This is a genomic window from Streptomyces sp. NPDC058796 (genome assembly GCF_042745235.1).
Lineage (GTDB): Bacteria > Actinomycetota > Actinomycetes > Streptomycetales > Streptomycetaceae > Streptomyces.
Genome location: NZ_JBHYOP010000004.1, coordinates 169,644 through 190,752, shown reverse-complemented (window position 1 = coordinate 190,752; position 21,109 = coordinate 169,644). Strand labels below are relative to the sequence as shown.

Here is a 21,109-nt window from a genome sequence, read left to right as displayed (position 1 = left end):
AGGCGGCGCGGGTCCGCCTGCGGACGGCTCCGCCCGACGGGCCGGGCCGGTCGGACGGAGTACCGCCCGCCGGGCCGGCCGTACCCTGGAGGCATGAGCAGCGCCCCCGAACCCCCCGCCCCCGAGCCCCGCGCGCCCAGGCCCGCGCTGGTCTTCGACGACCCGCTGGACCAGCAGAGCTCGGACGACACCGACCGGGGCTGGGGAGGGCGGCCCGAGGGTGACAGCGCGGCCGACCTGAAGCGCTTCCTCGACGAGAAGCCGCCCCACCACCTGTGAGCCTCGGGGCGCGGCGGCCCTACGGGCGGTCGTGCCCCGACCCGCGCTGGGCCACCAGCGCGTCGCGGATCTCCTTGAGCACCTCCAGCTCGGAGACCTCGATGACCTCCTCCGCGCCTTCCTTCGCCTTGCGGCGGGCCTCCTGCCGGGCCAGGTACTTCGACATGGGCAGGACCATCAGGAAGTAGACGACGGCCGCGGTGATCAGGAACGTGAGCGTGGCGCCCAGCACCGAGCCCCAGAGAATGCGCACGCCCGTCGCACTGTCGCCGGTACCGGTGCACGGGCCCTTGAGGCAGGAACTGTAGCTGTCCAGGCTCTGGGTGCCGAACGCGCCGACCAGGGGGTTGATGACCCCCTTCACCACCGAGTTGACGATGTTGGTGAAGGCGGCGCCGATGACGACCGCCACCGCCAGGTCGATGACGTTTCCGCGCATCAGGAAGGCCTTGAAGCCCTCGAAGACGCTCGGCTCCTTCTTCTCGCTCACCTCGGGGGCACTCCTTGACTGAACCGGGTGTGGAACAAAACGCTCCGCAACCTACGTCAGCGTTGGGCCACCCTGTCCAATCCGGCCCCTCGAACGAGGGACTTGACGGGCTCAGCACAGTGTCACCGCGAGCCGTGCCGTGGCCGCCGCGCCGGCCAGCCGGTGGGCGGTCGCGCGTGGCACCGACACCACGACCAGCGCCCCGCCCGCAGCCGTCCCGTCCACGGGCTCCGGGACCTTCGTCACCCGCGCCCCGCGCGCGAGCACGGTCGCGTCGCCCGCGCCGCCGTCTCCGGCCGCGATGACGTCGACCCGGTCGCCGGGCCTGAGCAGGCGCACCGTGGCGGCGTCGGCGATCCGCACCGGCGCCGACACCGGCTGTGCGCCGCGCCGCTCGCGCACTGGCTCGGTCACCGGGTGTCCGCGGGCCCGCTGGGCGTCCGGGGCGCCGGCTTCCGGACGCGGGCCGGCCGCCACCAGCGCCGCGGCGGTGACCGCGAGCCCGGCGGCGACGGCGCGGCGCCGGTGGCGCAGGAGCCGGTGCAGCAGGTGCCGACCACCGCTGATCCGCACCGGGGCGAAGTGCGGCACCTCGCACGTGGGCGGTGCCTCGGTGCCGAGCGGCGGCGGGGCGGCCAGGACGGAACGGGACACGGGGACGGGCACGGACACGGTCACCACCACCTGTGACGAGGGATCGGGCTTGCGTGACCACGATGAGGCTTCTCGCCGAAGCCCGCCGGAGCCCGTGGGCCACCGGCCGGTTGTGGACAACTCCGCCACCCGAACGTGCCGTTCCGCCCGCCGGACACACGGCCCCAGGGTTTTACGGCCCCAGGGTTCTACGGCAGCGCGATCCCCGGATCCATCCCGCCCAGCGCCGTCGCACACAGGCAGTCCCGGTCGCCGGTCGCCGGCAGGGCGGCCACCGCGTCGAACAGGACCCCCCGCAGCCGGTCCACGTTCGCCGCGAAGACCCGCAGGACCTCCTCGTGCGAGACGCCCTCACCGCTCTCCGCGCCGGCGTCGAGATCCGTGACGAGGGTCAGCGAGGTGTAGCAGAGTTCCAGTTCACGGGCGAGCGCGGCCTCGGGGTGGCCGGTCATGCCCACCACCGACCAGCCCTGCGCCCGGTGCCACAGGGACTCCGCCCGGGTGCCGAACCGGGGTCCCTCGACGACGACCAGCGTGCCGCCGTCCACCGGCACCCAGTCCCGCCCCCGGGCCGCCTTCAGCGCGGCCGCCCGTCCGGTGGGGCAGTACGGGTCGGCCAGCGAGACGTGCACCACGTTGGGCACCGTGCCGTCGGGCGTCGGCAGCCCGTCGAAGTAGGTCGAGGGCCGGGACCGCGTGCGGTCGACGAACTGGTCCGGCACCAGCAGCGTGCCCGGCCCGTACTCGGGGCGCAGACCGCCGACCGCGCAGGGACCGAGGACCTGGCGGACGCCGGCCCAGCGCAGCGCCCACAGGTTGGCCCGGTAGTTGATCCGGTGCGGCGGCAGGTGGTGGCCGCGCCCGTGGCGGGGGAGGAAGGCGACCCGCCGGCCGGCGACCTCGCCGAGGAAGAGGGAGTCGCTGGGCGGCCCGTAGGGGGTGTCCACCTCGACCTCGGTCACGTCGTCGAGGAACGAGTAGAAACCGGAGCCGCCGATCACGCCGATCTCGGCATTCACCTTGTTCGCCATGCCCGCACCCTAGCCGCCCCGGCCGACGCCGAAGACCCTGCCGTCGGACGACGACAGGGTCCCGTAAGCAGTTGCCGGGCGCCTTACGCGGCGGTGGTGCTGGAGGAGCTGCCGGAGCTCGACGACGAGCCGGATCCCGACGACGACGATCCCGAGCCGGAGTCCGAGGACGAGGAGGACGCCGACTTGGCCGCTGCCGCCGCCGGCGAGCTGCTGGACGAGCTGCCGCGGCTGTCGTTGCGGTAGAACCCGGAGCCCTTGAAGACGATGCCGACCGCCGAGAACACCTTCTTCAGGCGACCCTGGCAGTTGGGGCACTCGGTCAGGGCGTCGTCGGTGAACTTCTGCACCGCCTCGAGGCCCTCGCCGCACTCGGTGCACTGGTACTGGTACGTCGGCACTTGTCTTCCTCCTGGCACTCTCACTCGATGAGTGCTAACGACGGTCCATAGTGACGCATTCCCCGGGATCAGTCCACTGCGGCGTGCTCGCGGTGACCGACGCCACGTGCGACCGTACGTCCCGGGGGCGAGGTCGCGAGGCGAGAACGCAGCGCCAGCAGTGTCGCCAGCGCCAGCACCGTGCCGGCCATCGGCACCAGGAACCCGGCGCCGTCCCAGAACCGGTCCTCGAGCTGGCCGGAGACGGTGACGGCCGCCGCCTGGCCGAGCGCCACCGCGCCGGTCAGCCAGGTGAACGCCTCGGTGCGGGCGCCCGCCGGGACCAGGTCCTCGACCAGCGTGTAGCCGGTGACGAGGGCCGGCGCGATGCACATGCCGACCAGCAGACCGAGGCCGGCCAGCACGAGCACCGAGTGAGCGGCCCACAGACCGGACGCGGTCACGGCGAGGGCGGTGTAGCCGACCAGGAGGCGCCGCTGCGGGGCCACCTTCCAGGCGATGGCGCCGCAGGCCAGGCCGGAGAGCATGTTGCCCGCGGCGAAGACGCCGTACAGGACGCCGTTCAGCCCGGGCTCGCCGATCGACTCGGTGAACGCGGCCAGCGAGACCTGCATGCCGCCGAAGACGGAACCGATGCCCAGGAAGGCCACGATCAGCACCCGCACCCCGGGGACGCGCAGCGCCGAGACGTGCTCCACGCGCGCGTGCCCGTCGGCGGCGTCGCCGACCGTCGGCTGGGTGCTCTTCTGCGCGGCGAACAGCAGACCGCCCACCAGGGTGAGGGCGGCCTCCGTGACCAGGCCCGCGGCCGGGTCCACGGCCGTGCACAGGGCGGTCGCCACCAGCGGGCCGAGGACGAAGGTCAGCTCGTCCGTGACGGACTCGAAGGCCGCCGCCGTGCTCATCAACGGGGAGCCCTTGAGCTTCACGCCCCAGCGGGCCCGCACCATGGGGCCGATCTGCGGCACCGAGGCGCCGGTGGGGACCGCCGCGACGAACAGCGCCCACAGGGGCGCGTCCGCGAGCGCGAGGACGGTCAGCGTCAGGCCGGACGCCGCGTGCACGAGCACGCCGGGAAGGAGGACGGCCCGCTGGCCGTAGCGGTCGGCCAGCCGTCCGCTGTAGGGGGCGAACAGGGCCATGGAGACGCCGGTGACGGCCGCGACGGCGCCCGCGACGCCGTAGGAGCCGGTGGTGTGCTGCACCAGCAGCACGATGGAGAGCGTCAGCATGGCGAAGGGCTGGCGTGCCGCGAAGCCGGGCAGCAGGAACGTCCAGGCGCCGCGGGTGCGCAGCAGCTGCCCGTATCCGGGGCGGTCGGAGCGGGACGCGGTCCGCGTCCGGTCCGGCGACTTCTTCGACGGGGTGACCGTGGATGCCACGGCCCGTGCCTTTCTGCCGCCTGGTAGCGCGGTCCGCCTCGCGGCTGTCGCCGCGCGGGAGCGCCGAGAGCTGTCCTCTTGCGCGGACTGCGGTAGATGCCGGAGCCCGAACGGGGAGGGGGCGTGCCGGCCGCCATACGGTCGCGCCAGCTCTGCTTCAGGCAGAGTTGGTTCGATCAGGTGCCGCGTTCATCGTACAGGGACGAAGACGGGCGCAACCTGTGAAAGCGCGCACCCCCGCCCGTCCGTCGTCGACCGCCCTCGCCCGTTCACCTCGGGCCGCCGCCCGTGCCCAGCCAGCCGGCCAGCTTGCCGCCGTGGCCGACGGCGCGCAGCCGCGCCTCGGCGGCGTCCCGGACCGGGTCGGTGGCGACCACGAGGAGTTCGTCCCCGCGCCGCAGCCCCGTCGTCGGCAGCGGTACGAACGACTTGCCGTCGCGGACCACCAGGGTGACGGCGGACCCGGCGGGCAGCCGCAGCTCGCTGATCTCCACGCCGTGCATCCTCGAGCCCTCGGGGATCGTGACGGACAGCAGGTGCCCGCGCAGCCGCTCCAGGGGTGCCGACTCGATGCCGAGGTCGGCGGCCTCCTCCCCCTTGCCCAGGCGCAGCTTGCGGGCCAGCCAGGGCAGCGTCGGCCCCTGGACCAGCGTGTAGACGACGACCAGGACGAAGACGATGTTGAAAATCCGGCGGCTGCCGTCGACGCCCTCCACCATGGGGATGGTCGCCAGGATGATGGGCACGGCGCCGCGCAGCCCGGCCCAGGACATCAGGGTCTTCTCCTGCCACGGCACCCGGAACGGCAGCAGGCACAGCACGACGCTCAGCGGACGCGCCACCATGGTCAGCACCAGCCCGATGACCAGGGCGGGCAGGATGTCGTCGCCCAGCTCGTGCGGGGTGACCAGCAGGCCGAGCAGCACGAACATGCCGATCTGGGCGAGCCAGCCCAGTCCGTCGGCGAAGCCGCGGGTGGCGGGCCAGTGCGGCAGCCGGGCGTTGCCCATGACCATCGACGCGAGGTAGACCGCCAGGAAGCCGCTTCCGTGAGTCATGGCGCCGGCCGCGTAGGCGGTGACGGCGATCGACATCACGGCGATGGGGTAGAGGCCGGACGCGGGCAGTGCCACGTGCCGCAGCCCCAGGGACCCGAGCCAGCCCACCGCGAGTCCGACGGCGGCGCCGATGGCCAGCTCCAGGGCGATCTCGCCCAGCAGCACGTACCAGTGCTCGATCGGGCCGGCCGTGGAGAAGGCGACCACCAGGATGACCACCGGGGCGTCGTTGAAGCCGGACTCGGCCTCCAGGGTGCCCGTTATGCGTCCGGGCAGCGGGATTCTGCGCAGCACCGAGAACACGGCCGCCGCGTCCGTGGAGGACACCACCGCACCGACGATCAGCGCCTGCCGCCACTCCAGCCCGGTCAGGTAGTGCGCGCCCGCCGCGGTCACACCTACGCTCACCCCGACGCCGGCCAGGGAGAGGACGGCGGCCGACGGCAGGACCGGTTTGACCTCCGTCCACTTCGTGCCGAGACCGCCCTCGGCCAGGATCACGACCAGGGCCGCGTATCCGATGACCTGGGTCAGTTCGGCGTTGTCGAAGTGGATGTCGCCGATGCCGTCCTGGCCCATGGCGACGCCGATCGCCAGGTAGACGAGCAGGCTGGGGAGCCCGCTGCGCGAGGAGATCCGGACCGCCGCGACGGCGATGAGCAGGACGAGCGAGCAGACGAGCAGGAGCTGGTTGAGGTGGTGGACAGTCAGCGGCCGTTCCCTTCCCTGACGCACAGCACGGGTCCCCCGCGGGGCATGTACGGAGACGTACACGAAACCGCAGTGCTCTGCGGACAACTACTTCGTTACCTTACCTAACTCTTGACGAGTTCTTGACGTTCGCCTTGGCAGGATCGAACGTCCGTGCGCGCCAGTACCCGACTCCGCGTCAAGGGAGAGCCGGGCCTGCGCCTACAGTTGCTCCAGCGCTCGGTCGCTCAGTACGAAGCACAGCCCGCCCCTGCCGCTCGTGTTAGGACAGCAAGGACAGCGATGCCCCCCACCACCACCGCCTCTACGGGTCAGCAGCCCGGCACGTCCGGCAGGAAGAAGGGGAAGAAGGGGCGCAAAGGCCGCCTGCTCGTCCTCGTGCTGGTCCTGGCCGTCATCGGCGGCCTCGTGTACGGCGGGTACTGGTCCGTCAGCACGGTCCGCGCGTCCTTCCCGCAGACCACGGGCTCGATCACGCTCAAGGGCCTGTCCGGGCCGGTCGACGTCAAGCGCGACGGTTACGGCATCCCGCAGATCTACGCGTCCTCCGAGGAGGACCTGTTCATGGCGCAGGGCTACGTCCAGGCGCAGGACAGGTTCTACGAGATGGACGTCCGCCGGCACATGACCGCCGGGCGCCTGTCGGAGATGTTCGGCAAGAGCCAGGTGGACAACGACGAGTTCCTGCGCACGCTGGGCTGGCACCGGGTGGCGAAGAAGGAGTACGACGAGAAGCTGTCGGACTCCACCAAGAAGTACCTCCAGGCGTACGCCAAGGGCGTCAACGCCTACCTGGAGGGCAAGGACGGCGAGGAGATCTCCCTGGAGTACGCCGCCCTCGGCTTCACCAACGACTACAAGCCCCAGGAGTGGACCCCGGTCGACTCGGTGGCCTGGCTGAAGGCGATGGCCTGGGACCTGCGCGGCAACATGCAGGACGAGGTCGACCGCGCCCTGATGACCAGCCGCCTGGGTCCCAAGCAGATCGCCGACCTGTATCCGGAGTACCCCTACGACCGGAACAAGGCGATCGTCCAGGAGGGCCAGTACGACGAGCTCTCCGAGACGTTCGAGGGCGGCGGCACGTCCGGCGGCGACGAAGGCACGGGCGCCGGGACCGGAAGTGGCACGGGCACGGGCACAGGCGCCGGAACGGGCACGGGCACCGGCAACGCCCTCCAGAGCCAGCTCTCCGGCCTCCAGGACGTCCTGGACGACCTGCCCACCGCCGTCGGCGTGAACGGCAACGGCATCGGCTCCAACTCCTGGGTCGTCTCCGGCAAGCACACCATCACCGGCAAGCCCCTGCTGGCCAACGACCCGCACCTGTCGCCGTCGCTGCCGTCCGTCTGGTACCAGATGGGCCTGCACTGCCGCACCGTCTCCGACAAGTGCCGCTACGACGTCGCCGGTTACACCTTCGCCGGCATGCCCGGCGTGGTCATCGGCCACAACCAGGAGATCGCCTGGGGCCTGACCAACTCCGGCGTCGACGTCACCGACCTCTACCTGGAGAAGATCACCGGAGACGGTTACCAGTACGACGGCAAGGTGGTCCCCTTCGAGACCCGCGAGGAGACCATCAAGGTCGCCGGCGGCGAGTCCAAGAAGATCGTGGTCCGCGAGACCAACAACGGCCCCCTGCTCTCCGACCGCGACGACGAACTGGTGAAGGTCGGCAAGAAGGCCACCGTCGAGACCGCCGCCCCCGACCGCGGCGACGGCTACGGCGTCGCGCTGCGGTGGACGGCGCTGGAGGCGGGCACCACCATGGACGCCGTCTTCGCGATGGACCGGGCGCAGAACTGGGACGACTTCCGCGAGGCCGCCGCCCTGTTCGACGTCCCCTCGCAGAACCTGGTCTACGCCGACGCCGAGCACATCGGCTACACGCTGCCCGGCAGGATCCCGGTGCGCGCCGAGGGCCACGACGGCTCGGTCCCGGCCCCGGGCTGGGACCCCGACTACCGCTGGACCGGCGAGTACATCGACGAGGACGAGCTGCCGTACGAGTACGACCCGGAGCGCGGCTACATCGTGACCGCCAACCAGGCCGTCGTCGGCGAGGACTACCCGTACACGCTGACCACGGACTGGGGCTACGGCACCCGCAGCCAGCGGATCACCTCCTTGATCGAGCAGAAGACCAAGGACGGCGGCAAGATCTCCACCGACGACATGCGCCAGATGCAGCTGGACAACAGCAGTGAGATCGCCAAGCTGCTCGTGCCGCAGCTGCTGAAGATCGACGTCGGAGACAAGGACGTCCGCGAGGCGCAGAAGCTGCTGGAGGGCTGGGACTACACCCAGGACGCCGACTCGGCGGCCGCCGCCTACTTCAACGCCGTGTGGCGCAACATCCTCAAGCTCGCCTTCGGCAACAAGCTGCCCAAGGAGCTGCGCGTCGAGGGCCAGTGCCTGTGGGTCGACCCGGTCAACACCACGGGCCCGGCGGACGAGACCAACAAGGTCCGCGAGTGCGGCCGGCGCGCTGCCGACCAGGCGCAGCCGGACGGCGGCGACCGCTGGTTCGAGGTCGTGCGGCAGCTGATGGAGAAGCCGAAGAGCGACTGGTGGACGACGCCCGCCAACGGCACCCGCAAGGGCGCCGACCACAACCGCGACGACCTGTTCAAGCGCGCCATGGTCGACGCCCGCTGGGAGCTGACCGCCAAGCTCGGCAAGGACATCGACACCTGGAACTGGGGCCGGCTGCACCGCCTGTTCCTGAAGAACCAGACCCTGGGCACCGAGGGCCCCGGCTTCCTGAAGTACGCCCTCAACCGCGGCCCGTGGAAGCTCAGCGGCGGCGAGGCCGCGGTCAACGCCGCCGGCTGGAACGCGGCCGGCGGCTACGGGGTGGTGTGGGTGCCGTCCATGCGGATGGTGGTCAACCTCGGCGACCTCGACAAGTCGCGCTGGATCAACCTCACCGGCGCCTCCGGCCACGCCTACAGCGCCCACTACACCGACCAGACCGACAAATGGGCCGAGGGCGAACTGCTGCCGTGGGCCTTCACCGAGAAGGCGGTCGACGAGAGCACGAGCGACACGCTGCAGCTCAAGCCGTAGCCCCACCGGTTGACCGAGCGGCCGCCACGCGCGCGTGGCGGCCGCTCACGTGTCCGCGCCCGCGGCGATCCGCACGCGCGGTCAGCGGAAGCGGCGCACCCCCGTCGGCGTCACCACCGCGTCCACCGGCCGGTCGTGCGGTTCCTCGGGGAGGTGCTGCTGTACGACCTCCGGGTCGTACAGCAGCACCAGCAGCGCGGGACGCGCGCCCGCCCGCTCCAGGCGCGCCAGGACCCGGTCGTACGAGCCGCCGCCGCGTCCCAGCCGCATGCCGCGCCCGTCGACCGCCAGCCCCGGCAGCAGCACCACGTCCGCCTCCGTGACGGCGTCCGGTCCCAGGCGCTCACCGGCGGGCTCGGACAGGGTCATCCGTCCGCCGTGCCGCACAGGCGTGAGAGATCCCTCACCGGTGTACTCGCCCCAGTCCAGATCGTTGTCGGGCAGCAGGGCGGGGAGCAGGACACGCGCGCCCCGCGCGCGCAGCGCGTCAAGCAGCGCGAGGGTCCCCGGCTCGGCGCCCACCGAGACGTACGCCGCGACGGCGTGCGCCCGCGCGACCTCCGGCATCGCGAGCGCCCGCCCGGCCAGGGCGTCCGCCGCTTCCCGCACGTCATCCGGCGTCAGCGCGTTCCGCGCCGCGAGGAAACCCCGCCGCAGGCTCCGCTTGTCGGGCTCGGCCGGGGGCGCGTGGTGACTCATGGACCGCTCCTGTAACGTCTAGGATGCTCATATGAGCATCCGGTATCCGGAGTCACAGATTCTCCCCATAGGTACCGGATATGGTGGCGCGCATGACTCAGTCCCACCCCAGGATCAGCAAGGCTGTCATCCCAGCAGCCGGACTCGGCACCCGGTTCCTGCCGGCCACCAAAGCCACTCCCAAGGAGATGCTGCCGGTCGTCGACAAGCCGGCGATCCAGTACGTGGTCGAAGAGGCCGTGTCCGCCGGCCTCGGTGACGTCCTCATGGTCACGGGCCGCAACAAGCGCCCCCTGGAGGACCACTTCGACCGCAACTACGAGCTCGAGTCCGCCCTCCAGAAGAAGGGCGACGCGAGCCGGCTGGCGAAGGTCCAGGAATCCAGTGACCTCGCCATGATCCACTACGTCCGCCAGGGCGACCCCAAGGGCCTCGGTCACGCCGTGCTGTGCGCGGCGCCGCACGTCGGTGACGAGCCCTTCGCGGTCCTGCTCGGCGACGACCTGATCGACCCGCGCGACCCCCTGCTCCAGCGCATGATCGACGTCCAGGAGCAGCACGGCGGCAGCGTCATCGCCCTCATGGAGGTCGCCCCCGAGCAGATCCACCTCTACGGCTGCGCGGCCGTCGAGGCCACCGGGGAGGACGACGTGGTCAAGGTGAGCGGACTGGTCGAGAAGCCCGACCCGGCCGACGCCCCCTCCAACTACGCCATCATCGGCCGCTACGTCCTCGACCCGCACGTCTTCGACATACTCCGCAAGACCGAGCCCGGCCGCGGCGGCGAGATCCAGCTGACCGACGCCCTCCAGCAGCTCGCCGAGGACGAGAAGGTCGGCGGCCCGGTCCACGGCGTCGTCTTCAAGGGCCGCCGTTATGACACCGGCGACCGCGGCGACTATCTGCGTGCCATTGTCCGACTCGCGTGCGAACGTGAAGACCTGGGCCCGGACTTCCGGACCTGGCTTCGCAGTTACGTAGCCGAGGAGATGTAAGGACGTTGAGCAGCGCCGCGCACCGTGACACCGGCCACGACCACGCCACCGCGGACTTCGGTCCGGACCGGCTGTGGTCGGTGCAGGACCACCTGGACGACATCCTCGCGACCGTCCGGCCCCTGGAGCCCATCGAGCTGAACCTGCTCGACGCCCAGGGCTGCGTCCTGGTCGACGACATCACGGTGCCGATCTCCCTGCCGCCGTTCGACAACAGCTCCATGGACGGGTACGCGGTGCGGGTCGCGGACGTCGCGGGCGCGAGCGAGGAGTACCCCGCGGTCCTGGAGGTCGTCGGGGACGTCGCCGCCGGCCAGGCCGACCCGCCGTCCGTGGGCCCCGGTCAGGCCGCCCGCATCATGACCGGCGCCCCGCTCCCGCCCGGCGCCGAGACGGTCGTCCCCGTCGAGTGGACCGACGGAGGGCTCGGCGAGGGCGCGGTGGCCGGGATGCGCGCCCGCAGCCTGGCCCCGGAGGGAGCCGAGGGCCAGGTGCACGTGTACCGGCCGGCCGCGGCGCGCGCGCACGTCAGGGCCAAGGGCAGCGACGTCGCCGCCGGTGACCGCGCCCTGGAGGCCGGCACGCTCCTCGGCCCGCCGCAGATCGCCCTGCTCGCCGCGATCGGCCGCGGCAGGGTCCGGGTGCGTCCGCGCCCGCGCGTGGTGGTGCTCTCCACCGGCAGCGAACTCGTCCAGCCCGACGAGGAACTGGCGCCCGGTCAGATCTACGACTCCAACAGCTTCGCCCTCACCGCCGCCGCCCGCGACGCCGGCGCCATCGCCTACCGCGTGGGCGCCGTCGCCGACGACGCGGAGACCCTGCGGTCCACCATCGAGGACCAGTTGGTGCGCGCCGACCTCATGGTCACCACCGGCGGCGTGAGCGTCGGGGCGTACGACGTGGTCAAGGAGGCGCTGGCGCACGTCGCCGACGAGGACGAGCCGGGCAGCGGCGTGGACTTCCGCAAGCTCGCCATGCAGCCCGGCAAGCCCCAGGGCTTCGGCTCCATCGGCCCCGACCACACCCCGCTCCTCGCCCTGCCGGGCAACCCGGTGTCGTCGTACGTCTCCTTCGAGCTGTTCGTCCGCCCCGCGATCCGCACCCTCATGGGGCTCGCCGACCTCCACCGCCCGACGGTCACCGCGTCCCTGGCCGCGGAGAAGACCCTGACCTCGCCGAAGGGCCGCCGCCAGTTCCTGCGCGGCATCCACGCGGACGGCACGGTCACCCCGGTCGGCGGGTCGGGCTCCCACCTCGTGGCCGCCCTCGCGCACGCCGACGCGCTGATCGTCGTCCCCGAGGACACCGAGTCCGTCGAGCCCGGCGCCGAGGTCGACGTGATCCTGCTCGGCTGACCACCCCTCGTTGGCGGTACCGTGTCGCGCACAGCAGGCCCGCGCGCCGCACCGCGCCGGGCCCGGACCGGGAGCGCCACACGAGCATGAGTACGCAGGACCGACCCCCGCACGACGCCCAGGCAGCGCACGACGGCCAGGCCCCGCAGGACCGGCTGACGCACATCGACGAGGCGGGCGCCGCCCGCATGGTCGACGTGTCCGCCAAGGACGTGACCGCCCGCACCGCCCGCGCCAGCGGACGCGTCCTCGTCGCGCCGCGCGTGGTCGAGCTGCTGCGCGGAGAGGGGGTCCCCAAGGGCGACGCTCTCGCCACCGCCCGCATCGCGGGCATCATGGGCGCCAAACGCACCCCGGACCTGATTCCGCTGTGCCACCCGTTGTCGGTCTCCGGTGTGAAACTGGACCTGTCGGTCGCGGACGACGCCGTGGAGATCACCGCCACGGTGAGGACGACGGATCGCACGGGCGTCGAGATGGAGGCGCTCACAGCCGTCTCCGTCGCCGCGCTCACCGTGGTCGACATGGTGAAGGCGGTCGACAAGGGAGCGGTCATCACGGACGTGCGGGTGGACGAGAAGACGGGCGGCAAGTCGGGCGACTGGAGCCGGTCGTGACGCCGGACGCGCCGGCCGGCGGCACCCCCCCGGCCCCGTACCGCGCCCTCGTGGTCACGGCCTCCAACCGGGCCGCCGCCGGGGTCTACGAGGACAAGGGCGGCCCGCTCGTCGCCGAGGGCCTGCGCCGCTTCGGCTTCTCGGTGGACGGCCCGCGGGTCGTCCCGGACGGCGACCCGGTGGAGGCGGCTCTGCGCGCGGGCGCCGAGGCGGGCTACGACGTGATCGTCACGACCGGCGGCACCGGGATCTCACCCACCGACCGCACCCCAGAGGCCACGCGGGCGGTGATCGGCTACGAGGTCCCGGGCATCGCGGAGGCGGTCCGGGCGTACGGCCGGGACAAGGTGCCGACCGCGGTGCTCTCCCGGGGCCTGGCCGGAGTGGCGGGCCGCACGCTGATCGTCAACCTGCCGGGCTCCTCCGGCGGGGTGAAGGACGGCCTGGCCGTGCTGGAGCCGCTGCTGGTCCACGCCGTGGACCAGCTCCGCGGCGGTGACCATCCCAGACCCGCCAGTGGTGGGGGTGCGAGCTGAACAGCCCATCCTGGCCCGTGGAGCTGGTGGACGGCGACATCGTCCTCAGGCCGATAAGGCTGCGCGACCAGCGGGCCTGGCGCGAGGTCAACCGGCGCAACCGCGACTGGCTGCGGCCCTGGGAGGCGACCATCCCGCCGCCCACCCCCGCCGGCCCGCTCGCGCACCGGCCGACCTACCGCCAGATGGTGCGGCACCTGCGCTCCGAGGCCAACGCGGGCCGGATGATGCCGTTCGTCATCGAGTACCAGGGCCGGCTGGCCGGGCAGCTGACGGTGGCCGGCATCACCTGGGGCTCGATGTGCTCCGGGCACGTCGGCTACTGGGTGGACGAGTCGGTGGCGGGCCGGGGGGTGATGCCGACGGCCGTGGCGATGGTGGTGGACCACTGTTTCCGCACCGCCGGACTGCACCGCGTCGAGGTCTGCATTCGCCCCGAGAACGCGCCCAGCCGCCGGGTCGTGGAGAAACTCGGATTCCGGGAGGAGGGCCTGAGGCCGCGTTATCTCCACATCGACGGGGCATGGCGCGACCACCTGGTCTTCGCGCTCACCGCGGAAGAGGTCCCCGAAGGCCTGCTGCGACGCTGGCACCGGTCACGGGACCGGAGCGCGCGGAACACCGGGAATTGAATAAACGTTCGAAATTGATCGATCCGTGACCGTACCTGCGACCGTATCGAAACGGAAAAATACCCGGCCGTGGCAGTGTGTTGATCGCATCGATCACAAGAAAAGTTCGAAATATCAGCCAGATCGTGCGACACACCGGCTCAATTGGCGGATGGCCCCACGCAAACCCCTCTACCGTGTGAGGCGTGAGCAGCAGCGGCCTCATCTACGCAGTCATTGTCGGGGCCTGGGCCGCCTACTTGGTGCCGATGTGGCTCCGTAGGCAGGACGAGCTGAACGAGGCCCGTCCGACGGAACGCTTCAGCACCGCCATCCGGCTGCTGTCCGGACGGGCGGGCATGGAGCGCCGGTACGCCAAGGACCTGCGGTCGCGCTCCGCGGACGAGGCGGAGCCCGACGCCGACGCCCCGGACGCCGTCACCGACTCGGTGGACGTCCGGGCCTTCGCCGTGTCCAGAACCCGACGGCACACCCGGCCGGTGGCCGACGGACACGCACCCGTCCCCAGGCGCGGACAGCCCGAGGAAACCGGACCGTCTCCCGAAGCCGCGCGAGTCCCGCAGGCCCGGCGCGCCCCCGTCTCCCCCAGTGCCGCGGCCCGCGCCCGGCGCAGCAAGGTACTCGCGCGCCGCCGGCGTACGACCGTGGTCCTCTTCCTGGCCTTCACGCTCGGCTCGGTCGTCGCCGCCGTCGGCGGACTCGCCTTCCTGTGGGCCCCCGGAGTCCCCGCGGTGCTGCTCAGCGTCTACATCGCCTACCTGCGTACGCAGGAACGCCGCCGGTTCGCCTTCCAGATGGACCGCCGCCAGGCCGAGGCCGCCGCGCAGCGGCTGCGGGACCGCGACCGCCGCCCGCGCAGGCGCACCCCCGCCGACCCCGCCGGCACCGTCGCCGACGCCGACGCCGAGGAGCCCGACGAGGGTCCCGAGGCGGAGCCCGACTCCGGCCTGTCGGCCCTCGCCGCGGACCGGCGTGCGCTGGTCGAGCAGACCGACCACGCCGAGTGGATCGACCAGCAGCGCGAACGCCGGCGGCGGCCGCAGGGCGACAGCTGGGACCCGGTGCCGGTGCCCCTGCCGACCTACGTGACCGCGCCCGTCGCCCCCCGCGCCACCCCCGACGTGGACCTCGGGTCGCCGGACGCCTGGAGCTCGGCACGCTCCAGCGCCGTCGACCCCCAGCGGGAGGACGCGGCGGCCCCGGCACCGGACCGCGCCGCCGACCGCCCGGAGGGCCGTGCGGAGGACCGCCCGGAGGCCCCGGCCCGCACCGGCGCGCGCCGCGCCGCCTCCGCCCGCCGCGCCCGCGAACGCGGCCGGACCCCCCTCTTCGACCAGTACGAGGACGGCGACCGCCCCCGCGCGGCCAACGAGTAGTCCCCCTGACACGACCGGCCGGCCCGGGTGCCCCGAAGCGATTTTTGAGCAGGCCGGTCGGGGTGCTAAAGTTTCACTCGTTGCAAGGGCCTGTGGCGCAGTCCGGTAGCGCACCTCGTTCGCATCGAGGGGGCCAGGGGTTCAAATCCCCTCAGGTCCACGCACATTGAGAAGGTCCCGTCCGATCATCACGATCGGACGGGACCTTCGCCGTTTCCCCCGCGGTCTGCGGCCTCCGGAGCGGCGGCGCCGCTCCGGAGGGCTGCCCGCGCGCCCTACGGAGCCTGGAGAGCCTTCGCGTAGCAGAGGCTCTCCTCGTGGAACCGGTAGTAGCCGAACTTCCCGCACGGCTCGTAGCCGCTGGACGTGTACAGGGCCACGGCCTCCGGCTGCTTGGTGCCGGTCTCCAGCACCATGCGGGTCCGGCCCGCCGCACGGGCGTCCTCCTCCAGGGCCGCCAGGATGCGGCGGGCCAGTCCGCGGCCGCGCACCTGCTCGATGACGAACATCCGCTTGAGCTCGGCGTCCCCGTCGAGGTTGCCCTCGTCGTTGGCGTCCTGGCTGCGCCAGCCGCCGGAGGCGACCGGGACGTCGTTCTCGTCGTACGCGATCAGGTACAGGCCGTTCGGCGGCGCGAAGTCCGACGCGGCCAGCTCGGTGGCGTCACCGCCGTCGCCGTAGCGGACGTCGTACTCGGCCTGGACCTCGTCGTTGAGTTTCACGGCGTCGGGGTGGTCGAAGGGGACCCGGCGTATGTTCATGCTACCTACCGTATATCGATGCGGGATCCGGGATCGGGGCACCGTCCAGTGTGCCGGTATCGTGCCCTGGTGCTCACCGTGACCTCCGTGAATGTGAACGGTCTGCGTGCCGCCGCGAAGAAGGGCTTCGTGGAATGGCTCGCGGACACCTCCGCCGACGTGCTGTGCCTCCAGGAGGTGCGGGCCGAGCCCCAGCAGCTGCCCGAACACGTCCGCACCCCCGACGGCTGGCACGTCACGCACGCCCCCGCCGCCGCCAAGGGCCGCGCCGGCGTCTCGCTCTACACCCGCCGCGAGCCCGACCGCGTCCAGGTCGGTTTCGGCTCGGCGGAGTTCGACACGAGCGGCCGCTACGTCGAGGCCGACCTGCCCGGTGTGACGGTCGCCTCCCTCTACCTCCCCTCCGGCGAGGTCGGCACCGAGCGCCAGGACGAGAAGGTCCGTTTCATGGGCGAGTTCCTGGCCTACCTCAAGGAACTGCGCGAGCGCGCCGCCGCCGACGGGCGCGAGGTCGTCGTCTGCGGTGACTGGAACATCGCCCACCGCGAGGCCGACCTGAAGAACTGGCGCGCCAACAAGAAGAACTCCGGGTTCCTGCCCGGGGAGCGGGACTGGCTCAGCCGGGTCCTCGACCCGGCCGAGGGCGGGTACGTGGACGTCGTGCGTGCCCTGCACCCGGACGTCGAGGGGCCGTACTCGTGGTGGTCGTACCGGGGGCGGGCCTTCGACAACGACAGCGGATGGAGGATCGACTACCACGTGGCCACCGAGGGGCTGGCGGCCAGGGCGGCCAAGGGGTATGTCGAGCGGGCCGCCACGCACGCCGAGCGGTGGTCGGACCACGCGCCGGTGACGGTCGTCTACGACCGCTAGCGCCCGGGCGGCTCCTCCTCCCCGGTCTTCTTCCGCGTCCGCCGGTCCATCGCCAGCGACAGTTCCGCCTCCACCACGCTGCGGGCGAGCGGGCGCAGGCGGTGGAGTTCCTCTTCGGGGGCGTGGCGCAGGATCAGGTCGGTGAAGAGGCCGGCGAGGGCGTCGGCGTGTTCGCGGACGCGGGCGCCGGCCTGGAGGACCTCGCCGAGGGGGATGCCCTCGCGGACCAGGGCGGAGGAGACCTCCAGCAGGCGGTGGCTTATGTGGACGATCTCGTCGCCGTCGGTGCCGACGTAGCCGAGGTCCATGGCGGCGGCCAGGTTCTCGGGGGTGACCTGGCCCTCGAAGCGGGCGGCGAGTTCCTCGGGGGTGAGGCGGACCGGGGTCTCCTCGGTGGGTTCGCCGAGGCCGAGCAGGTCGCCGACGTCGCGGCCGTGGTCGAAGGCGTCGGCGAGTTCCGCGATGCCGTTGAGGGTGTGGCCGCGCTCCAGGAGGGCGGCGATGGTGCGCAGGCGGGCCAGGTGGTGGTCGTCGTACCAGGCGATGCGGCCCTCGCGGCGGGGCGGGGGGATCAGTTTGCGTTCGCGGTAGAAGCGCAGGGTGCGCACCGTGATGCCGGCCAGCCGGGCCAGTTCCTCCATGCGGTATTCGCGCTTCTCGGTCACGGCGTCGAGCCTACGGCGTACCGTCGGTAACTTTCCTCGCGTGCCCCCTACCCATCAGTACGGCGCTGCTCTACTCTCCCCATTGCGCCAGTGTTCACTGGCAGAGTTCTAGGCGACGCGTGGAGGCTTCGGGATGGCCGAGCACGAGCAGGTTCAAGAACACGTGCGGGTGGCGGTGATCGGGTCCGGTTTCGGCGGACTGGGGGCCGCCGTACGGCTGCGGCGCGAGGGGATCACCGACTTCGTCGTCCTGGAGCGGGCGGGGAGCGTCGGCGGGACGTGGCGGGACAACAGTTACCCCGGGTGCGCCTGTGACGTGCCGTCCCACCTCTACTCGTTCTCCTTCGCGCCCAACCCCGACTGGCCGCGCACCTTCTCCGGCCAGGAGCACATCCGCGCCTACCTGGAGCACGTGACCGACACCTTCGGGCTGCGCCCCCACATCCGCTTCGACTCGGAGGTGAAGCGGATGGCGTGGGACGGCGAGCAGCTGCGGTGGGAGATCGAGACGGCGAGCGGGAACCTCACCGCCGACGTCGTGGTGTCCGCGAGCGGGCCGCTGTCCGATCCGAAGGTGCCCGACATCCCGGGCCTGGACTCCTTCCCCGGCAAGGTCTTCCACTCCGCCCGCTGGGACCACGACTACGACCTCACCGGCAAGCGCGTCGCCATGATCGGCACCGGCGCCTCCGCCATCCAGATCGTGCCGTCCATCCAGCCGAAGGCCGCTCACCTCACCCTCTTCCAGCGCACCCCGGCCTGGGTGATGCCCCGCATGGACCGGGCGATCAGTGGCGCCGAGCGCGCCCTGCACCGGGCGCTGCCCGTCACGACCAAACTGCGGCGCGGGCTGCTGTGGGGCATCCGCGAGCTCCAGGTGCAGGCGTTCACCAAGCACCCGGGCGAGCTCGGCTTCGTCGAGCAGATCGCCAAGCGCAACATGGCCTCCGCCGTCAAGGACCCGGCCCTGCGCGCCAAGCTCACCCCCGACTACCGGATCGGCTGCAAGCGGATCCTGCTGTCGAGCACCTACTATCCGGCGCTCGCCCAGCCGAACGTGGACGTCGTCGCGAGCGGGCTGAGCGAGGTGCGAGGCTCCACCCTCGTCGCCGCCGACGGCACCGGGACCGAGGCCGACGTGATCATCTTCGGCACCGGCTTCCACGTCACCGACATGCCCATCGCGGAGCGGGTCGTGGGCGCCGACGGGCGGACCCTCGCCGAGACCTGGAAGGGCGGCATGGAGGCCCTGCGCGGCGCCTCGGCGGCCGGCTTCCCCAACTGGATGACGATCATCGGCCCCAACACCGGCCTCGGGAACTCCTCGATGATCCTGATGATCGAGTCCCAGCTGAACTACATGGCGGACTACCTGCGCCAGCTGAACGTGCTCGGCGGCCGGGTCGCCCTCGACGCCCGCCCCGCAGCCGTGCGCAACTGGAACCACCGGGTGCAGGAGCGCATGAAGCGCACGGTGTGGAACACCGGCGGCTGCACCAGCTGGTACCTGGACGCGAGCGGCCGCAACACCACCGTGTGGCCCGGCACCACCGCCGAGTTCCGGCGGGCGACCCGGCGCGTGGACCTGGGGGAGTACGAGGTGCTGCGCCCGGCAGTCGCCCGGGCCGCCACCGGCGCGGACGCCGACGCGGAGGTGGGCGCGTGAGCCGTCTCATGCACGTCGCCGCCAGGCCGTACGCCCCGCCCGTCCCCGCCCGCGAGCTGACCGTCACCGCCGCCGACGGGGCCCGCATACACGTCGAGGTGCACGGCCCCGAGGACGCGCCGGCGGTCGTCCTCTGCCACGGCTGGTGCTGCTCCACCGCCTTCTGGACGGCGCAGATCCGCGCGCTCGCCGCCGACCACCGGGTCATCGCCTACGACCAGCGCGGCCACGGCCGCAGCCCGGCCAACCCGGCCTGCGGCACCGAGCCCCTCGCCGACGACCTCGAAGCCGTCCTGGAGGCCACGCTCGCGCCCGGCGAACGGGCCGTGATCGCCGGGCACTCCATGGGCGGCATGACCGTGATGGCCGCGGCGACCCGGACCAAGGTGCGCGAGCACGCGGCGGCGGTCCTGCTGTGCAGTACCGGCAGTTCGCGGCTGGTCGAGTCCGCGACCGTGCTGCCGTTCGGCGCGGGGCGGGTGCGGACCTGGCTGACCCGGCGGGTCCTCGGTTCCCGGGCGCCCCTGGGGCCGGTCACGCCGCTCGCGCGCCGCATTCTCAAGTACGGCACGATGGGCGCCGGTTCGGCGCCGGAGATGGTGGAGGCGTGCGCCCGGATCGTGCACGCCTGCCCGAGCCGGGTGCGGCACGCCTGGTCCCAGGTGCTGGACCTGCTCGACCTCGACCACGGGGTGCGGGAGTTGCGGATGCCGGTGGAGATAGTGGTCGGCACCGCCGACCGGCTGACCCCGCCCGTGCACGCCCGCTCGCTGGCCGCCGCGCTGCCGAACTGCGTGGGGCTGACAGAGCTTCCGGGCCTCGGCCACATGACACCGGTGGAGGCGCCCGACCTGGTCACCGGAAAGATACGCGCCCTCACCGGCACCTATGTGTCCGCCGGCCGCATATCCACCGACCGTACCGAACCCGCCGTACACGCCGAGGAGATCGCATGAGCAGGGTGAGTCTGGAAGGGCGCGTCGCCGTCGTGACGGGAGCCGCGCGCGGGGTCGGGGAGCTGCTGGCCCGCAAGCTGTCCGCACGCGGGGTGAAGGTGGCCCTGGTCGGCCTGGAGCCGGACGCGCTCAAGCAGGTCTCGGCCCGGCTGCACAGCGAGAGCGACCACTGGCACGCCGACGTCACCGACCACGAGGCGATGACCGGGGTTGCGGCGCAGGTGAAGGAACGGTTCGGCCGGATCGACGTCGTCGTCGCCAACGCCGGTGTCGCCACCGGCGGTCCGTTCGCCGAGTCCGACCCGGAGTCCTGGCGGCGGGTGATCGAGGTCAACCTGATCGGCTCGGCGGTGACGGCCCGCGCCTTCCTGCCCGCGCTGCTGGAGAGCCGCGGCTACCTGCTCCAGATCGCGTCCCTCGCGGCCATCACCCCCGCACCGATGATGTCGGCCTACTGCGCCTCCAAGTCAGGTGTGGAGGCCTACGCGCACAGTCTGCGCGGGGAGGTCGGGCACCGGGGCGTGAAGGTCGGCGTCGGCTATCTGTCGTGGACCGACACGGACATGGTGCGCGGCGCCGACCAGGACGACGTGATGCGCGAGCTGCGGCAGCGGCTGCCCTGGCCGTCGAACAAGACCTACCCGCTGGGGCCGGCGGTGGACCGGCTGGTGGAGGGCATCGAGCGCCGCTCGGCACACGTCTACGGGCAGTGGTGGCTGCGCGGCATGCAGGGCGTGCGCGGCTACCTGCCGGCCCTCATCGGTACCGTCGGACAGCGCGAGATGCGGCGCTTCGGGGACCGGCTGGACGGGGTGCGCGTCGGCCTGGTCGGCGCGGGCGGAGCCGCCGACGAACAGCGGCGATCGGAGTCGGCTACGGTCCGTGATTGATCGACATGCG

At 72.3% G+C, this 21,109-nt stretch carries 21 protein-coding genes and 1 tRNA gene; 13 read left to right on the top strand and 9 right to left on the bottom strand.

Going from position 1 to position 21,109, the window contains the following annotated elements:
• Positions 1-93 precede the first annotated feature (93 nt).
• Positions 94-279 carry a hypothetical protein gene (locus ACFW47_RS12710; protein ID WP_361211517.1) on the top strand — a complete coding sequence of 62 codons (186 nt, stop codon included), beginning with the start codon at positions 94-96 and terminating at the stop codon, positions 277-279.
• A gap of 19 nt (positions 280-298) precedes the next feature.
• Here the strand turns inward: ACFW47_RS12710 and mscL are convergent, their stop codons facing one another.
• From mscL to ACFW47_RS12680, 6 genes are all read right to left on the bottom strand, one after another.
• Positions 299-769, bottom strand: coding sequence for a large conductance mechanosensitive channel protein MscL (gene mscL, locus ACFW47_RS12705; RefSeq protein ID WP_382720786.1), 471 nt, complete (start codon positions 767-769; stop codon positions 299-301).
• Between the two features lie 111 nt (positions 770-880).
• Positions 881-1,360: a hypothetical protein gene (locus ACFW47_RS12700; RefSeq protein WP_386281259.1), complete on the bottom strand. Its 480-nt coding sequence runs from the start codon at positions 1,358-1,360 to the stop codon at positions 881-883.
• Between the two features lie 251 nt (positions 1,361-1,611).
• Positions 1,612-2,454 (bottom strand): S-methyl-5'-thioadenosine phosphorylase, encoded by an 843-nt coding sequence (locus ACFW47_RS12695; protein WP_386305775.1) that lies wholly within the window; start codon positions 2,452-2,454, stop codon positions 1,612-1,614.
• Between the two features lie 83 nt (positions 2,455-2,537).
• Positions 2,538-2,855, bottom strand: a complete 318-nt coding sequence (locus ACFW47_RS12690; protein WP_386280987.1) for an FmdB family zinc ribbon protein — start codon at positions 2,853-2,855, stop codon at positions 2,538-2,540.
• Between the two features lie 68 nt (positions 2,856-2,923).
• A complete protein-coding gene (locus ACFW47_RS12685; protein WP_386305773.1) occupies positions 2,924-4,237 on the bottom strand; it encodes an MFS transporter in 1,314 nt (437 codons plus the stop codon).
• A gap of 269 nt (positions 4,238-4,506) precedes the next feature.
• Positions 4,507-6,030 (bottom strand): potassium/proton antiporter, encoded by a 1,524-nt coding sequence (locus tag ACFW47_RS12680; protein ID WP_386305772.1) that lies wholly within the window; start codon positions 6,028-6,030, stop codon positions 4,507-4,509.
• Between the two features lie 258 nt (positions 6,031-6,288).
• On the opposite strand from ACFW47_RS12680, the gene ACFW47_RS12675 reads away from it, so the two are divergent.
• Entirely contained in the window at positions 6,289-9,078 is a 2,790-nt protein-coding gene (locus tag ACFW47_RS12675) for a penicillin acylase family protein (RefSeq protein WP_386305771.1), read from the top strand.
• 81 nt (positions 9,079-9,159) lie between these two features.
• Here ACFW47_RS12675 and ACFW47_RS12670 read toward each other — a convergent pair whose 3' ends face one another.
• Positions 9,160-9,777: a 5-formyltetrahydrofolate cyclo-ligase gene (locus ACFW47_RS12670; RefSeq protein ID WP_386305769.1), complete on the bottom strand. Its 618-nt coding sequence runs from the start codon at positions 9,775-9,777 to the stop codon at positions 9,160-9,162.
• A 92-nt stretch (positions 9,778-9,869) separates the two neighbouring features.
• Here ACFW47_RS12670 and galU point away from each other — a divergent pair, with 92 nt between their 5' ends.
• The 7 genes from galU to ACFW47_RS12635 all read left to right on the top strand — a co-directional run bounded on the left by galU (position 9,870) and on the right by ACFW47_RS12635 (position 15,448).
• Positions 9,870-10,772 (top strand): UTP--glucose-1-phosphate uridylyltransferase GalU, encoded by a 903-nt coding sequence (galU, locus tag ACFW47_RS12665; RefSeq protein ID WP_382714486.1) that lies wholly within the window; start codon positions 9,870-9,872, stop codon positions 10,770-10,772.
• 5 nt (positions 10,773-10,777) lie between these two features.
• Positions 10,778-12,127: a gephyrin-like molybdotransferase Glp gene (gene glp, locus ACFW47_RS12660; protein ID WP_386280999.1), complete on the top strand. Its 1,350-nt coding sequence runs from the start codon at positions 10,778-10,780 to the stop codon at positions 12,125-12,127.
• Between the two features lie 86 nt (positions 12,128-12,213).
• Positions 12,214-12,744, top strand: a complete 531-nt coding sequence (gene moaC, locus ACFW47_RS12655) for a cyclic pyranopterin monophosphate synthase MoaC (RefSeq protein ID WP_386281001.1) — start codon at positions 12,214-12,216, stop codon at positions 12,742-12,744.
• Complete coding sequence (locus ACFW47_RS12650) at positions 12,741-13,280, top strand: molybdenum cofactor biosynthesis protein B (RefSeq protein ID WP_386281003.1); 540 nt, start codon at positions 12,741-12,743, stop codon at positions 13,278-13,280. Before moaC ends, ACFW47_RS12650 begins: the two co-directional genes overlap by 4 nt.
• A gap of 17 nt (positions 13,281-13,297) precedes the next feature.
• Positions 13,298-13,912 (top strand): GNAT family N-acetyltransferase, encoded by a 615-nt coding sequence (locus ACFW47_RS12645; protein ID WP_386281006.1) that lies wholly within the window; start codon positions 13,298-13,300, stop codon positions 13,910-13,912.
• A gap of 185 nt (positions 13,913-14,097) precedes the next feature.
• Complete coding sequence (gene glpR, locus ACFW47_RS12640) at positions 14,098-15,288, top strand: gephyrin-like molybdotransferase receptor GlpR (RefSeq protein ID WP_386281009.1); 1,191 nt, start codon at positions 14,098-14,100, stop codon at positions 15,286-15,288.
• A gap of 86 nt (positions 15,289-15,374) precedes the next feature.
• Positions 15,375-15,448 (top strand) — tRNA-Ala (locus ACFW47_RS12635).
• 115 nt (positions 15,449-15,563) lie between these two features.
• Here the strand turns inward: ACFW47_RS12635 and ACFW47_RS12630 are convergent.
• Complete coding sequence (locus tag ACFW47_RS12630; RefSeq protein WP_386281011.1) at positions 15,564-16,049, bottom strand: GNAT family N-acetyltransferase; 486 nt, start codon at positions 16,047-16,049, stop codon at positions 15,564-15,566.
• A gap of 69 nt (positions 16,050-16,118) precedes the next feature.
• Between ACFW47_RS12630 and ACFW47_RS12625 the strand changes: the two genes are divergently transcribed.
• Positions 16,119-16,922: an exodeoxyribonuclease III gene (locus ACFW47_RS12625; protein ID WP_386281013.1), complete on the top strand. Its 804-nt coding sequence runs from the start codon at positions 16,119-16,121 to the stop codon at positions 16,920-16,922.
• On the opposite strand, the gene ACFW47_RS12620 is transcribed toward ACFW47_RS12625, so the two are convergent.
• On the bottom strand, positions 16,919-17,587 hold the full coding sequence (locus ACFW47_RS12620) for a MerR family transcriptional regulator (RefSeq protein WP_386281016.1): 669 nt from the start codon (positions 17,585-17,587) through the stop codon (positions 16,919-16,921). The two genes, ACFW47_RS12625 and ACFW47_RS12620, sit on opposite strands and share 4 nt — an antisense overlap.
• Before the next feature lie 133 nt (positions 17,588-17,720).
• Here ACFW47_RS12620 and ACFW47_RS12615 point away from each other — a divergent pair, with 133 nt between their 5' ends.
• Genes ACFW47_RS12615 through ACFW47_RS12605 form a run of 3 tightly spaced genes read left to right on the top strand, consistent with a single transcriptional unit; the run spans position 17,721 to position 21,099 of the window.
• Positions 17,721-19,253 carry a flavin-containing monooxygenase gene (locus tag ACFW47_RS12615; RefSeq protein ID WP_386305767.1) on the top strand — a complete coding sequence of 511 codons (1,533 nt, stop codon included), beginning with the start codon at positions 17,721-17,723 and terminating at the stop codon, positions 19,251-19,253.
• Positions 19,250-20,209, top strand: coding sequence for an alpha/beta fold hydrolase (locus tag ACFW47_RS12610; protein WP_386305766.1), 960 nt, complete (start codon positions 19,250-19,252; stop codon positions 20,207-20,209). Before ACFW47_RS12615 ends, ACFW47_RS12610 begins: the two co-directional genes overlap by 4 nt.
• Entirely contained in the window at positions 20,206-21,099 is an 894-nt protein-coding gene (locus ACFW47_RS12605; protein WP_386281024.1) for an SDR family oxidoreductase, read from the top strand. Before ACFW47_RS12610 ends, ACFW47_RS12605 begins: the two co-directional genes overlap by 4 nt.
• Positions 21,100-21,109 lie beyond the last annotated feature (10 nt).

Coding starts and splice junctions, on each gene's coding strand:
- ACFW47_RS12630 (WP_386281011.1), bottom strand. CDS start 16,049: ATGAACATACGCCGGGTCCCCTTCGACCACCCCGACGCCGTGAAACTC.
- ACFW47_RS12675 (WP_386305771.1), top strand. CDS start 6,289: ATGCCCCCCACCACCACCGCCTCTACGGGTCAGCAGCCCGGCACGTCC.
- galU (WP_382714486.1), top strand. CDS start 9,870: ATGACTCAGTCCCACCCCAGGATCAGCAAGGCTGTCATCCCAGCAGCC.
- ACFW47_RS12605 (WP_386281024.1), top strand. CDS start 20,206: ATGAGCAGGGTGAGTCTGGAAGGGCGCGTCGCCGTCGTGACGGGAGCC.
- ACFW47_RS12670 (WP_386305769.1), bottom strand. CDS start 9,777: ATGAGTCACCACGCGCCCCCGGCCGAGCCCGACAAGCGGAGCCTGCGG.
- ACFW47_RS12710 (WP_361211517.1), top strand. CDS start 94: ATGAGCAGCGCCCCCGAACCCCCCGCCCCCGAGCCCCGCGCGCCCAGG.
- ACFW47_RS12615 (WP_386305767.1), top strand. CDS start 17,721: ATGGCCGAGCACGAGCAGGTTCAAGAACACGTGCGGGTGGCGGTGATC.
- moaC (WP_386281001.1), top strand. CDS start 12,214: ATGAGTACGCAGGACCGACCCCCGCACGACGCCCAGGCAGCGCACGAC.
- ACFW47_RS12695 (WP_386305775.1), bottom strand. CDS start 2,454: ATGGCGAACAAGGTGAATGCCGAGATCGGCGTGATCGGCGGCTCCGGT.